General features: G+C 50.6%; 15 protein-coding genes. 3 read left to right on the top strand and 12 right to left on the bottom strand.

From position 1 onward, the window contains the following. Positions 1 to 3 precede the first annotated feature (3 nt). Both ACJHX4_RS21135 and ACJHX4_RS21130 read left to right on the top strand, forming a co-directional pair. Entirely contained in the window at positions 4 to 780 is a 777-nt protein-coding gene (locus ACJHX4_RS21135) for an HPr family phosphocarrier protein (RefSeq protein ID WP_001136914.1), read from the top strand. An 88-nt stretch (positions 781 to 868) separates the two neighbouring features. Continuing rightward, a complete protein-coding gene (locus tag ACJHX4_RS21130) occupies positions 869 to 2,233 on the top strand; it encodes a GntP family transporter (RefSeq protein ID WP_000104433.1) in 1,365 nt (454 codons plus the stop codon). Positions 2,234 to 2,375: 142 nt separating this feature from the next. Here the strand turns inward: ACJHX4_RS21130 and ACJHX4_RS21125 are convergent, their stop codons facing one another. After that, positions 2,376 to 3,419: an MBL fold metallo-hydrolase gene (locus ACJHX4_RS21125; RefSeq protein WP_001161583.1), complete on the bottom strand. Its 1,044-nt coding sequence runs from the start codon at positions 3,417 to 3,419 to the stop codon at positions 2,376 to 2,378. Between the two features lie 224 nt (positions 3,420 to 3,643). Between ACJHX4_RS21125 and ACJHX4_RS21120 the strand changes: the two genes are divergently transcribed. Beyond that, the gene (locus ACJHX4_RS21120; RefSeq protein ID WP_001179444.1) at positions 3,644 to 4,195 is read left to right on the top strand and encodes a flavodoxin family protein; all 552 of its coding nucleotides are present in this window, start codon (positions 3,644 to 3,646) and stop codon (positions 4,193 to 4,195) included. A 170-nt stretch (positions 4,196 to 4,365) separates the two neighbouring features. On the opposite strand, the gene rpoS is transcribed toward ACJHX4_RS21120, so the two are convergent. From rpoS to cysN, 11 genes are all read right to left on the bottom strand, one after another. Next, positions 4,366 to 5,358: an RNA polymerase sigma factor RpoS gene (gene rpoS / locus ACJHX4_RS21115; RefSeq protein ID WP_000081550.1), complete on the bottom strand. Its 993-nt coding sequence runs from the start codon at positions 5,356 to 5,358 to the stop codon at positions 4,366 to 4,368. 62 nt (positions 5,359 to 5,420) lie between these two features. Continuing rightward, positions 5,421 to 6,515, bottom strand: coding sequence for a murein hydrolase activator NlpD (gene nlpD / locus ACJHX4_RS21110; protein WP_306278776.1), 1,095 nt, complete (start codon positions 6,513 to 6,515; stop codon positions 5,421 to 5,423). A 184-nt stretch (positions 6,516 to 6,699) separates the two neighbouring features. Continuing rightward, positions 6,700 to 7,326 carry a protein-L-isoaspartate O-methyltransferase gene (gene pcm, locus ACJHX4_RS21105; RefSeq protein WP_000254708.1) on the bottom strand — a complete coding sequence of 209 codons (627 nt, stop codon included), beginning with the start codon at positions 7,324 to 7,326 and terminating at the stop codon, positions 6,700 to 6,702. Further along, positions 7,320 to 8,081: a 5'/3'-nucleotidase SurE gene (surE, locus tag ACJHX4_RS21100; protein ID WP_001295182.1), complete on the bottom strand. Its 762-nt coding sequence runs from the start codon at positions 8,079 to 8,081 to the stop codon at positions 7,320 to 7,322. The genes pcm and surE overlap by 7 nt, the downstream gene beginning before the upstream one ends. Beyond that, positions 8,062 to 9,111: a tRNA pseudouridine(13) synthase TruD gene (truD, locus tag ACJHX4_RS21095; protein WP_000568920.1), complete on the bottom strand. Its 1,050-nt coding sequence runs from the start codon at positions 9,109 to 9,111 to the stop codon at positions 8,062 to 8,064. Before truD ends, surE begins: the two co-directional genes overlap by 20 nt. After that, positions 9,108 to 9,587, bottom strand: a complete 480-nt coding sequence (gene ispF, locus ACJHX4_RS21090) for a 2-C-methyl-D-erythritol 2,4-cyclodiphosphate synthase (protein ID WP_001219237.1) — start codon at positions 9,585 to 9,587, stop codon at positions 9,108 to 9,110. Before ispF ends, truD begins: the two co-directional genes overlap by 4 nt. After that, positions 9,587 to 10,297, bottom strand: coding sequence for a 2-C-methyl-D-erythritol 4-phosphate cytidylyltransferase (gene ispD / locus ACJHX4_RS21085; RefSeq protein ID WP_000246149.1), 711 nt, complete (start codon positions 10,295 to 10,297; stop codon positions 9,587 to 9,589). The genes ispF and ispD overlap by 1 nt, the downstream gene beginning before the upstream one ends. Before the next feature lie 18 nt (positions 10,298 to 10,315). Continuing rightward, entirely contained in the window at positions 10,316 to 10,627 is a 312-nt protein-coding gene (ftsB, locus tag ACJHX4_RS21080; protein ID WP_000517479.1) for a cell division protein FtsB, read from the bottom strand. 192 nt (positions 10,628 to 10,819) lie between these two features. Next, positions 10,820 to 11,143 carry a DUF3561 family protein gene (locus ACJHX4_RS21075; protein ID WP_001246113.1) on the bottom strand — a complete coding sequence of 108 codons (324 nt, stop codon included), beginning with the start codon at positions 11,141 to 11,143 and terminating at the stop codon, positions 10,820 to 10,822. Positions 11,144 to 11,191: 48 nt separating this feature from the next. After that, entirely contained in the window at positions 11,192 to 11,797 is a 606-nt protein-coding gene (gene cysC / locus ACJHX4_RS21070) for an adenylyl-sulfate kinase (protein WP_001173651.1), read from the bottom strand. Next, positions 11,797 to 13,224, bottom strand: coding sequence for a sulfate adenylyltransferase subunit CysN (gene cysN, locus ACJHX4_RS21065; RefSeq protein WP_001090370.1), 1,428 nt, complete (start codon positions 13,222 to 13,224; stop codon positions 11,797 to 11,799). Before cysN ends, cysC begins: the two co-directional genes overlap by 1 nt.

The raw sequence follows: 13,224 nt of genomic DNA, 5'->3' as shown, positions 1-13,224 counted from the left end.
GCAATGCCTCGTTTTGCAGCTAATTTATCCATGATGTTCACCGAAGTGCCTTTTATTGAACGCTTCGCCGCAGCGCGAAAAGCCGGGTTCGATGCTGTGGAGTTTCTGTTTCCCTATGACTACTCCCCCCAGCAAATCCAGCAGCAACTGGTGCAAAACCATCTGACACTGGCGCTGTTCAATACCGCTCCCGGAGATATTAATGCGGGAGAATGGGGATTATCCGCCCTTCCCGGACGTGAGCACGAAGCACGCGCAGACATCGACCTGGCACTGGAATATGCATTGGCGCTCAATTGTGAACAAGTCCATGTGATGGCAGGCGTCGTGCCCGCTGGCGAAGATGCTGAACGGTACCGGGCAGTATTTATTGATAATCTCCGCTACGCTGCCGACCGCTTTGCGCCACACGGCAAGCGAATATTGGTTGAAGCACTCAGCCCCGGCGTTAAGCCTCATTATCTCTTCTCCAGCCAGTATCAGGCACTGGCTATTGTTGAAGAGGTTGCGCGAGATAACGTGTTTATTCAACTAGATACTTTCCATGCGCAAAAAGTAGATGGCAACCTGACACATTTAATCCGCAACTACGCCGGGAAATATGCGCACGTACAAATTGCCGGACTACCTGATCGACATGAACCGGACGATGGAGAAATCAACTATCCGTGGCTGTTCCGCCTGTTCGATGAAGTGGGATATCAGGGCTGGATCGGTTGTGAATACAAACCTCGTGGCCTCACCAAAGAAGGGCTTGGCTGGTTTGACGCCTGGCGCTAATTCGCTCAATCCCTAATTACAACGTACCCATACATCCCCCCATCTACGGATGGGGTAGGTTAACTATAACTTTCAGACAGGGTTTCCCATGTCCACAATTACATTGTTATGCATTGCGTTAGCTGGCGTAATCATGCTGTTGCTACTGGTCATCAAGGCAAAGGTACAACCATTCGTTGCTCTGCTCCTCGTCAGCCTGTTAGTCGCACTTGCGGCGGGTATACCGGCGGGCGAAGTGGGTAAAGTGATGATCGCCGGGATGGGCGGTGTGCTTGGTTCCGTCACTATTATTATTGGTCTTGGCGCTATGCTGGGGCGTATGATCGAACACTCTGGTGGTGCAGAGTCACTGGCTAATTATTTCAGTCGCAAGTTAGGTGACAAACGAACTATCGCTGCGCTGACTCTGGCAGCGTTCTTCCTCGGCATTCCCGTCTTCTTTGATGTCGGCTTTATTATTCTTGCGCCAATCATTTACGGTTTTGCCAAGGTTGCCAAAATATCACCACTCAAATTTGGCCTGCCTGTCGCTGGGATCATGCTCACTGTTCACGTGGCGGTACCGCCGCATCCAGGCCCTGTCGCCGCAGCGGGATTACTCCACGCAGACATCGGCTGGCTAACCATCATCGGTATTGCGATTTCTATTCCCGTAGGGATTGTTGGCTACTTTGCAGCGAAAATAATCAATAAGCGCCAATATGCGATGTCGGTCGAGGTACTGGAACAGATGCAACTGGCTCCAGCCAGTGAGGAAGGCGCGACAAAATTAAGCGATAAAATAAATCCACCGGGCGTCGCGTTAGTCACCTCGCTAATTGTTATTCCTATCGCGATTATCATGGCGGGAACGGTTTCTGCAACACTGATGCCGCCTTCGCATCCCCTGCTTGGTACGCTACAGTTGATCGGCTCACCAATGGTAGCTCTAATGATTGCGCTGGTGCTGGCATTCTGGTTATTGGCTTTACGTCGCGGCTGGAGCTTACAACACACCAGCGACATTATGGGCTCTGCCCTTCCCACTGCGGCGGTAGTGATTTTGGTTACTGGTGCTGGAGGGGTATTTGGCAAAGTGCTGGTGGAATCGGGCGTCGGTAAAGCCCTTGCCAACATGTTACAAATGATTGACCTGCCTCTGTTACCAGCCGCATTTATTATTTCACTGGCGCTGCGTGCATCGCAGGGGTCAGCAACCGTAGCAATCCTGACAACCGGCGGGTTACTCTCAGAAGCGGTGATGGGATTGAATCCAATTCAGTGCGTATTGGTGACGCTGGCAGCCTGCTTTGGTGGGCTTGGCGCGTCACATATTAATGACTCAGGGTTCTGGATTGTGACCAAATATCTGGGGTTGTCGGTAGCAGACGGTCTGAAAACCTGGACAGTGTTAACGACCATTCTCGGTTTTACCGGATTCTTAATTACCTGGTGCGTATGGCTCGTCATCTAATAATCCAGATAAGATATGATGTATCGTTTAAGTGCCTGATAAGGGTGTAATGTATGCCAATATTAACCTCGGTAATATCTCGCTACCGAGGTTAATTTTCACTTTGCAATATAATTACAGTCTCTTGCAAGTTGATTTTATCTTAGTAATAAGAACCGACCAACCTTATTGCCATTTCGATATTAGCAGGCATAGATGCGTCGTAGCCATACATATGGCCATATTTCGGACGTAATACTTCAGTTACTTTTTTAATAATTGCTTCGCGCTGGGCTCGCGCAAAATCAGCATGATTATTTGCCGTTTTATTCATAAATTTACCAAAACTTTCTTCTTTTCTGACTTTAATTGTCGTATCCCGAAGATCATTAAGAAACTGGCGTTGAAATTTAAAATCATCGTGTGAACCAATATTACCATGCCCGCCAATAAAATATTTCCAGTCAAGCATTTCAACCTGACGCAAATTACTGTCATGGTAAACCAACGTATCCGATACGGCGAAGCCCATCATCGGCAGTTGGTCAGGATTCAGGAGATCCGGGCTGTGAGCTACTTTTTCCTGTTTTAGCAACCATACAGAATGGTCGTCGGTATGTCCTGCTTTAACAAATCGGTGTAATTCAATGGTCTGCTTTTCAAATTTAAACTGGTCATCTTTTTTACTTAAAACCTGAGTGGCGACGGGTAAGCGACTGTTCATAAATTGCATTTTTTCAGCAGTGGCTTTACTGGCAATAATACGCAGATTCACGCCTTCTTTCTTCGCCTCATCGTTCCAAAATGGACTATCGCCAATGTGATCCACATGGTAATGAGAATAAACCAGCGCTGTTACGGGTAATGGAGTCACATCACGAATTGCCTGTAATAAATATTTACCGCGACCCTCCGGAGCATCAAACAGCAAAACCCCTTTGTCTCCGACATAAAACGTAGTGGAATAAAAATAGCGTTGAACATAATAAGTTCTCTCGCCAATTTTTTGTAAAATATAAGGCTGAGACATATTTCTTTCAAAAAGGTTATTGAGTTTATCGCTTGGCGATATTATTTTTTCCGCTGAAGGTTCAACATAACTTGCATTAACTGTAGACGAATTTGAAGTCGAAATTTCCGTTTGAGCAAAAACACTACCAGATATAAGAGAAGAGGCTAGAATTGTATATATTTTAATGCCTTGCATACGTAGTCCTTTATTAATGTGTTGTTGATTTATAGCATCTCTGAACAGACTGTTATTTTAGATATTACTACGTTACGAGATTCATTTTTCTTCGAATATTATGTTTATCTCATTCAAAAAATATGTTCATCATTTGATGGTTTAAATAATATCTGCAAGGCATAATACTCCACATCTTTAAAACCTGCCTCAAAAAATCATTCATTAGTAAAAAGGATATTTATATGCAAAACATAGCTGTGGTTTATTATTCAGGATATGGTCACACTAAACTGGTTGCTGAAAAAGTGGCACAAGGCGCCCATGCAGATTTAATTTCGATTGATAACGAAGGAAATATCACTGAGCAGGAGTGGGAAAAACTGGACGCAGCCGATGCCATTATCTTCGGTGCTCCCACCTATATGGGCGGTGCGCCATGGCAATTCAAGAAATTTGCTGATGCCAGTTCCAAAGCGTGGTTTACACGTAAATGGCAGGATAAAGTCTTCGGGGGTTTCACCAACAGCGCCAGCCTGAATGGCGATAAACAAGTTACGCTGATCTATCTGCAAACGCTGGCTTCACAGCATGGCGGTCTGTGGGTGAGTTTAGGTCAGGCTCCTGCCAATGTGCTTGCGTCAACCAGGGAAGATGTAAACAATCTGGGCGGTTCGGTCGGTTTGCTGGTGCAATCTCCAGCCGATGCGGGTGCAGAGCAAATCCCTACGGGCGATCTGGATACAGCCGTGAAATATGGTGAACGCGTGGCGACAATTACTGCGCGCTTAAAATGATGATTGCCGAATGTGATGCTGACGCGTCTATCCGGTCTTCTACATCTAAAAAGTGCCGTCCCCTGGTCAGTCAGATAAAGTTTTAACGCTGTATCCGATAACAGTTCAACATGTACCAAAAGAAAAAAAGCCAGCCTCGCTTGAGACTGGCCTTTCTGACAGATGCTTACTTATTCGCGGAACAACGCTTCGATATTCAGCCCCTGCGTTTGCAGGATTTCGCGCAAACGGCGCAGGCCTTCAACCTGAATCTGGCGAACACGTTCACGGGTGAGGCCAATTTCACGACCTACATCTTCCAGTGTTGCCGCTTCGTACCCCAGCAAACCGAATCGACGTGCCAGCACTTCACGCTGTTTGGCGTTCAGCTCGAACAGCCATTTGACGATGCTCTGCTTCATATCGTCATCTTGCGTGGTATCTTCCGGACCATTCTCTTTTTCATCGGCCAGGATGTCCAGCAATGCTTTTTCGGAATCACCACCCAGCGGGGTGTCTACCGAGGTAATGCGCTCGTTAAGACGAAGCATACGGCTGACGTCATCAACTGGCTTATCCAGTTGCTCTGCGATCTCTTCCGCACTTGGTTCGTGGTCCAGCTTATGGGACAACTCACGTGCGGTTCGCAGGTAAACGTTCAGCTCCTTTACGATGTGAATCGGCAAACGAATAGTACGGGTTTGGTTCATAATCGCCCGTTCGATCGTCTGGCGAATCCACCAGGTTGCGTATGTTGAGAAGCGGAAACCACGTTCCGGGTCAAACTTCTCTACCGCGCGGATCAGCCCCAGGTTGCCCTCTTCGATCAGGTCCAGCAACGCCAGACCACGATTGCCATAACGGCGGGCAATTTTTACCACCAGACGCAAGTTACTCTCGATCATCCGGCGGCGAGAGGCGACATCTCCACGCAGTGCGCGACGCGCAAAATAAACTTCTTCTTCGGCCGTTAACAGTGGTGAATAACCAATCTCACCAAGGTAAAGCTGAGTCGCGTCCAGCACACGCTGTGTGGCTCCCTGCGATAACAGTTCCTCTTCGGCCAAATCGTTATCACTGGGTTCCTCTTCTACTAAGGCCTTTTCGTCAAAAACCTCAACTCCGTTCTCATCAAATTCCGCATCTTCATTTAAATCATGAACTTTCAGCGTATTCTGACTCATAAGGTGGCTCCTACCCGTGATCCCTTGACGGAACATTCAAGCAAAAGCCTGGTTCCGCCGATTTATCGCTGCGGCAAATAACGCAGCGGGTTTACGGATTTCCCCTTGTAACGAATTTCAAAATGCAAGCGTGTTGAACTGGTTCCGGTGCTACCCATGGTTGCTATTTTTTGCCCCGCCTTCACTTCTTGTTGTTCCCGGACCAGCATTGTGTCGTTATGGGCGTAGGCACTCAGGTAATCATCATTATGTTTGATGATAATCAGATTACCGTAGCCGCGCAGCGCGTTACCGGCATAAACAACGCGGCCATCTGCGGTCGCGATAATTGCCTGTCCTTTGCTGCCTGCGATATCAATCCCCTTGTTGCCCCCCTCAGAAGCGCCAAAGGTTTCGATCACTTTGCCCTCAGTCGGCCAGCGCCAGGTGGAGATAGGCGTACTGGTTGATGTACTGCTGACAGTCGGCTCGGTTGTGCTTGCTGTTGGTACCGTTACAGGCACTGTGACCGTGGTCGCAGTTGGCTTGTTGTTCGGCAACATTTTGTTAGCACTCTGTTCACCCGAAGACTCAGAATACGTAATTGTCGGTTGCGACGCAACAGCAACGGTGGAATTTTGTGCAGGCTTGATCACAACTCCTTGCTCTGCTGCGTCGGCCTGGGTAATGGCATTTCCGCCTGTGATTGGCGTACCGGAAGCATTACCCACCTGTAAGGTCTGACCGACGTTCAGCGCGTATGGTGCCTGAATATTGTTGCGCTGAGCAAGGTCACGGAAATCGTTGCCAGTAATCCAGGCGATATAGAAAAGCGTGTCGCCTTTTTTCACGGTGTATGTACTGCCGCTATAACTGCCTTTCGGAATGTTCCCATACTGACGGTTGTAGACGATTCGTCCGTTTTCCATCTGTACCGGCTGCTGAGCTACTGGCTGCACAGGCTGGATTTGCGGTTGTTGAGTAGCCTGAATTTGTGGCTGCTGTACCGGCTGAATTTGCGGTTGCTGCGCTGTAGACGTCGTCCCCATTTTCGGCGGCGGCGTAATCAACATACCAGAATTGGTATTTGCGGGCGCATTGCCATTAACGGAGCTGACCGGTGCCGGTGGATTTGAAGTGTCAGAACAGCCTGCCAGCCATAGCGAAACCAGTGACAATGCCGCAATGCGGCGAACGGTGAATTTTGGGCTTCCCGCGCTCATTTATCCCCCAGGAAAAATTGGTTAATAACCAGTGACATAATTACCGTGCAAGGCACCATACTGAACACTGGAAAAGATGTTCACGATACGCTGACTTGCGGCAAAATAACCAGGAAAAATCCAGGTATTTCCTCACGTTTTAAGCCAGCTCACCCTTCACTAAAGGGACAAAGCGCACGGCCTCCACGGTATCGATAATAAATTCGCCTCCCCGACGACGCACCCGTTTCAAATACTGGTGCTCCTCCCCTACGGGTAAGACGAGAATCCCGCCTTCGTCCAGCTGCGTCATTAGCGCAGTTGGAATTTCAGGCGGTGCCGCCGTAACAATGATAGCGTCAAACGGCGCGCGTGCCTGCCAACCTTGCCATCCATCGCCATGACGGGTTGAAACATTATGTAAATCAAGATTTTTCAGGCGGCGACGCGCCTGCCACTGCAAGCCTTTAATCCGTTCAACCGAGCAAACATGCTGGACAAGATGCGCCAGGATTGCAGTTTGATATCCCGAACCAGTGCCAATTTCCAGCACCCGCGACTGCGGCGTTAGCTCGAGTAATTCGGTCATTCGCGCCACCATATACGGCTGCGAAATTGTCTGCCCCTGACCTATCGGCAAGGCGATATTGTCCCAGGCTTTTTGTTCAAACGCTTCATCAACGAATTTTTCACGCGGCACGGCGGCAAGTGCATTCAGCACCTGCTCATCCTGAATACCTTGCGCACGTAATTGATCCAGAAGTGCTTGTACGCGTCTGCTTACCATTGCGTGCCAACTCCCACGCTGTTTAACCAGTCTGAAACCACATCTTGCGCGCTATGCGCAGTTAAATCCACATGCAGCGGCGTGATGGAAACATAGCCCTCATCTACCGCAGCAAAATCGGTCCCCGGACCGGCATCACATTTACCGCCCGGCGGGCCAATCCAGTACAGCGTATTGCCGCGCGGATCTTGCTGCGGGATCACCTGATCTGCCGGATGTCGTGTACCGCAGCGCGTCACGCGAATACCTTTGATTTGATCCAATGGTAAATCCGGAACGTTAATATTAAGAATACGCCCGGTGCGCAGCGGCTCTTTACACAATGCGCGCAAAATTGAGCAGGTTACCGCCGCGGCAGTGTCGTAATGTTTATGCCCGTCAAGCGAGACGGCAAGCGCCGGAAAACCTAAATGACGGCCTTCCATCGCGGCCGCTACCGTACCGGAATAAATAACATCATCCCCCAGATTCGGCCCGGCGTTAATTCCGGACACAACAATGTCCGGGCGCGGGCGCATCAGAGCATTTACGCCAAGATAGACGCAATCGGTCGGGGTTCCCATTTGCACAGCAATATCACCATTTTCAAAGGTAAACGTGCGCAGGGAAGATTCCAGTGTCAGAGAATTAGAAGCGCCGCTGCGGTTACGATCGGGGGCGACCACCTGAACGTCAGCAAACTCACGCAAGGCTTTCGCCAGCGTTTGTATACCGGGTGCATGTACCCCGTCATCATTACTCAGCAATATGCGCATAATCACCTGTTGTGTTGATAAGTTCCCTGACAACGCTGGTTGCAAAACTTCCCGCCGGAAGCCAGAAACGGATTTCTACGGTGACGTCATCCCACCAGTTCCAGCTTAATTGTTGCGGATACAGCAGCATCGCTCTGCGCGCGGCTTCAACTTTTTCACGCACCAGTAAAGTTTGTAATTCAGTTTCTTCGGCGACAGCTGCTTGTTCGAATGCCAGCGCTTCACGCTGAGTTCCCCATTCGCCACTGCCCAGCAATGCGGCGGTTATCATTAGCTCTTTATCGTTGACGCGACGCTGTAATTCCGCCAGTTCTTCGGTGGTTGCAACAAACCAGCTACCACGTCCGGCTAATTGTAGCGCATCGCCGTCAACAACTTGATTAACGTCTGCTTTTTTGAGGCGCTCAGCAACAATCTGATTAAACAACGCACTGCGGGCTGCCGACAACCAAAAACTCCGTTTATTGCGATCGCGCACCGGAGTATTGGTTTGCGCCCAGCGCAGCGCGCCCTGCAAGTTGCTACCGCCAATCCCAAAACGTTGGGCACCGAAGTAGTTCGGTACACCTTTTACGCAAATATCGATCAGACGTTGTTCAACGTCATCGCGATTGCTCACTTCGCGCAGAACCAGGGTAAAGGCGTTACCTTTCAGCGCGCCTAAACGCAGCTTGCGCTTGTGCCGCGCATACTCCAGCACCTGGCAGCCTTCCAGTTGAAAGGCGCTCAGATCGGGCATCTCTTTGCCCGGCACGCGAGCGCATAACCACTGTTCCGTAACAGCATGTTTATCTTTTTGCCCAGCGAAGCTGACTTCACGGGCATGAATTTTCAGGAATTTCGCCAGTGCATCCGCCACAAAACGGGTATTGCAGCCATTTTTGAGGATTCTAACCAGAATATGCTCACCTTCACCATCAGGCTCAAAGCCCAAATCTTCCACCACCACAAAGTCTTCCGGATTGGCTTTCAGCAGCCCGGTGCCTTGCGGTTTACCGTGGAGGTAAGTGAGATTATCAAACTCAATCATTTTGTTGCCTTAATGAGTAGCGCCACCGCTTCACAGGCAATCCCTTCCCCACGTCCGGTAAATCCCAGTTTTTCCGTAGTAGTGGCTTTCACGTTAACATCATCCATATGGCAGCCGAGATCTTCGGCAATAAACACGCGCATTTGTGGAATGTGCGGCAACATCTTCGGTGCCTGAGCGATGATAGTGACATCGACGTTGCCGAGGGCATAACCTTTCGCCTGAATACGACGCCAGGCTTCGCGCAACAGCTCGCGGCTGTCGGCACCTTTAAATGCCGGATCGGTATCCGGGAACAGCTTGCCTATATCTCCCAGCGCCGCCGCGCCAAGCAATGCATCGGTCAACGCATGCAGCGCCACGTCGCCATCAGAATGCGCCAGCAGCCCTTTTTCGTAAGGAATGCGTACGCCACCAATGATAATTGGGCCTTCACCGCCAAAGGCGTGTACGTCAAAACCGTGTCCAATTCGCATTATGTATTCTCCTGATGGATGGTTCGGGTGAGGTAAAATTCGGCCAGCGCCAAATCCTCCGGGCGCGTTACCTTGATGTTATCCGCGCGGCCTTCAACAAGTTGCGGATGAAAACCGCAATATTCCAGCGCCGAGGCCTCATCGGTAATGGTAGCGCCTTCATTTAGAGCGCGCGTCAGGCAGTCATGTAACAGCTCACGAGGGAAAAATTGCGGCGTCAGCGCGTGCCATAAGCCGTTGCGATCAACGGTATGAGCAATGGCATTTTTGCCCGGTTCGGCACGTTTCATCGTATCGCGCACCGGCGCAGCGAGGATCCCTCCCGTGCGGCTGGTTTCGCTCAACGCCAACAATCGCGCGAGGTCATCCTGATGCAGACAAGGACGAGCGGCGTCATGCACCAATACCCACTGCGCGTCGCCAGCGGCTTTCAGACCTGCCAGCACGGAATCGGCACGCTCTTCACCACCATCAACAACCGTGATTCGTGGATGATTCGCCAGAGGAAGTTGTGCAAAGCGGCTATCGCCAGGACTTATGGCAATGACGACACGTTTCACCCGGGGATGCGCCAGCAGCGCATGCACCGAGTGTTCAAGAATGGTTTGATTACCGATTGAGAGATATTGCTTAGGACATTCCGTTTGCATTCGGCGGCCAAATCCGGCCGCCGGAACCACGGCGCAAACATCCAAATGAGTGGTTGCCATGTTAATTCCCGGGCTGATTTATCGATTGTTTTGCCCCGCAGACTGTGCGCGCTTTGACGCGTCAGGCACCAGACGATAAAACGTTTCGCCCGGCCTGGTCATGCTGAGTTCATTACGCGCACGCTCTTCGAGCGCCTCCTGGCCGCCATTGAGATCGTCAATTTCGGCAAAAAGCTGATCGTTTCGCGCTTTAAGTTTCGCGTTTGTAGCTTGCTGTGCCGCCACATCATTATTGACGCGAGTATAGTCATGTATACCGTTCTTACCGAACCACAGCGAATACTGTAGCCAGACCAGAATAGCCAGCAACAGCAGCGTTAGTTTACCCATCCTGCCCCCTGAAAAACGGCATCTTCATCCCATGCATCCGAAGACGACTCTACATCCTCTGTTGGGGATACCGCGACAACGCGGGCAAATGTACCACATTTGTCCATTGTTACGTATACCCAGGGCGTGCAGAAAATAATCTCATTATTAGTTACGGATTGAATTATGAACAGAATAGACGGGAAAGAACAATTAACCCAATAGCCACATAAACAGTGCACCAAACATAATGCCAACCGTCGCCAGAGTGAAAACAATACTGTAGCGTAGCTTTCCGTCCATCAATGAATGCAGTGCAATCCCCACCACTACAGCGACGGGCATCAGCGCCAGAAAGAAAGGCCAGGTGTAGATAAAAAAGAGCAGCGTGTTAGAGCCATAAATCAACATCGGAATTGCCAACGCGCACAGCCACGATAAAAAACCAACCACAGCGCCTGGCAGCGACCATGTGGTGTCTTCAACCTCAGTAAGGCTGTCGTTATTTGTTAATGTAATGTTGTGGCTGTTACGCATATCTGATCCTGTTACTTTGACGAACCGGGCATGAAACCCGGTGGTGTCTCAGGATCTGATAATATCGTTCTGTCTCAACAGATCTAATAATTGCTGTACCAAATTTGTTACTAATTGTTCACCATTGAGATGAATTTCTGCCGATTCAGGCGCTTCGTAAACGGAATCTATTCCCGTAAAGTTGCGCAGTTCACCGGCACGCGCTTTCTTATATAAACCTTTTGGATCGCGGGCTTCGCAAATCGCCAGCGGCGTATCGACAAACACTTCGATAAAGCGCCCTTCTCCTACGCGTTCGCGAACCATCTGGCGTTCGGCGCGGTGTGGCGAGATAAATGCGGTCAGCACCACCAGTCCGGCTTCAACCATCAAATTCGCCACTTCACCGACGCGACGGATATTCTCTTTACGGTCGGCATCGCTAAAACCGAGATCGCTGCATAATCCGTGGCGAACGTTGTCGCCATCCAGCAGATACGTACTGACGCCAAGTTTATGTAACGCCTCCTCCAGCGCCCCCGCGACGGTTGATTTACCGGAACCAGAGAGGCCGGTAAACCACAGCACAACACCACGATGACCGTGGTGCTGTTCGCGTTGTTGCAGAGTTACTGGGTGGCTATGCCAGACGACGTTTTCGTCATGCAGAGCCATTATTTATCTCCCAGTAAATCGCGCGCACCCCAATGCGGGAAATGGCGGCGAACCAGGGCATTCAATTCCAGTTCGAATGCACTGAATTCAGATGGCGCAGCAGTTGCCTGGCTAACTGGTTCGTGCACCATACCGGCACCTACGGTCACATTACTCAGGCGATCGATAAAAATCAGCCCACCGGTAACCGGGTTTTGCTGATAACGATCTAACACCAGTGGCTCGTCAAAGGTGAGATCTACCAGGCCGATGCCGTTCAGCGGCAGGTTTTCAACTTCGCGTTGGGTAAGGTTATTGATATCAACCTGATAACGAATGCCATCAACACGAGCACGCGTCTTCTTACCGGCAATTTTGATGTCGTAACTCTGGCCCGGGGAAAGCGGCTGTTCCGCCATCCATACCACATCCACCGACGCGCTCTGCACAGCCGGTAACACTTCGTCTGCCGCCAGCAGCAGATCGCCACGGCTGATGTCGATCTCATCCGTCAGCACCAGGGTGATCGCTTCTCCGGCAAAGGCTTCTTCGCGATCGCCATCAAAGGTCACGATCCGCGCGACGTTTGATTCCACACCAGAGGGCAGCACTTTGACACGTTGCCCGACTTCCACACGACCGGATGCCAGCGTTCCGGCGTAGCCACGAAAATCGAGATTCGGACGGTTAACGTACTGCACCGGGAAGCGCATTGGCTGAGCATCCACCACTCGCTGGATCTCCACGGTTTCCAGCACTTCGAGCAGTGTCGGACCGCTGTACCACGGCATACTTTCACTTTGCGAAGCCACGTTGTCGCCTTCCAGTGCGGAGAGCGGCACAAAGCGGATATCCAGATTACCCGGCAGCTGCCCGGCAAAGGTCAGATAATCTTCACGAATACGGGTGAACGTCTCTTCACTGTAATCCACCAGATCCATTTTGTTGATCGCCACGACCAGATGTTTGATCCCCAACAGTGTGGAGATAAAACTGTGACGACGGGTTTGATCGAGCACGCCTTTACGGGCATCGATCAGTAAGATCGCCAGTTCACATGTCGATGCGCCAGTCGCCATATTGCGGGTGTACTGCTCGTGCCCTGGGGTGTCGGCGATAATAAATTTACGCTTCTCGGTAGAGAAATAGCGGTAAGCCACGTCAATGGTGATGCCCTGTTCGCGCTCAGCTTGCAGGCCGTCCACCAGCAGTGCCAGATCCAGCTTTTCGCCCTGGGTGCCGTGACGCTTACTGTCGTTATGCAGCGATGAGAGCTGATCTTCGTAGATTTGGCGGGTATCGTGTAGCAGGCGACCAATCAGGGTACTTTTGCCGTCATCGACGCTACCACAGGTCAGAAAACGCAGCAGGCTTTTATGTTGTTGCGCAATCATCCAGGCTTCGACGCCGCCTTCATTGGCGATTTGTTGTGCAAGTGCGGTGTTCAT

Origin of the sequence: Escherichia sp. WS2035 (assembly GCF_046487065.1) — a bacterium.
GTDB classification, from domain to species: Bacteria; Pseudomonadota; Gammaproteobacteria; order Enterobacterales; family Enterobacteriaceae; genus Escherichia; species Escherichia coli.
This window is presented reverse-complemented; position numbering and strand designations above follow the sequence as displayed.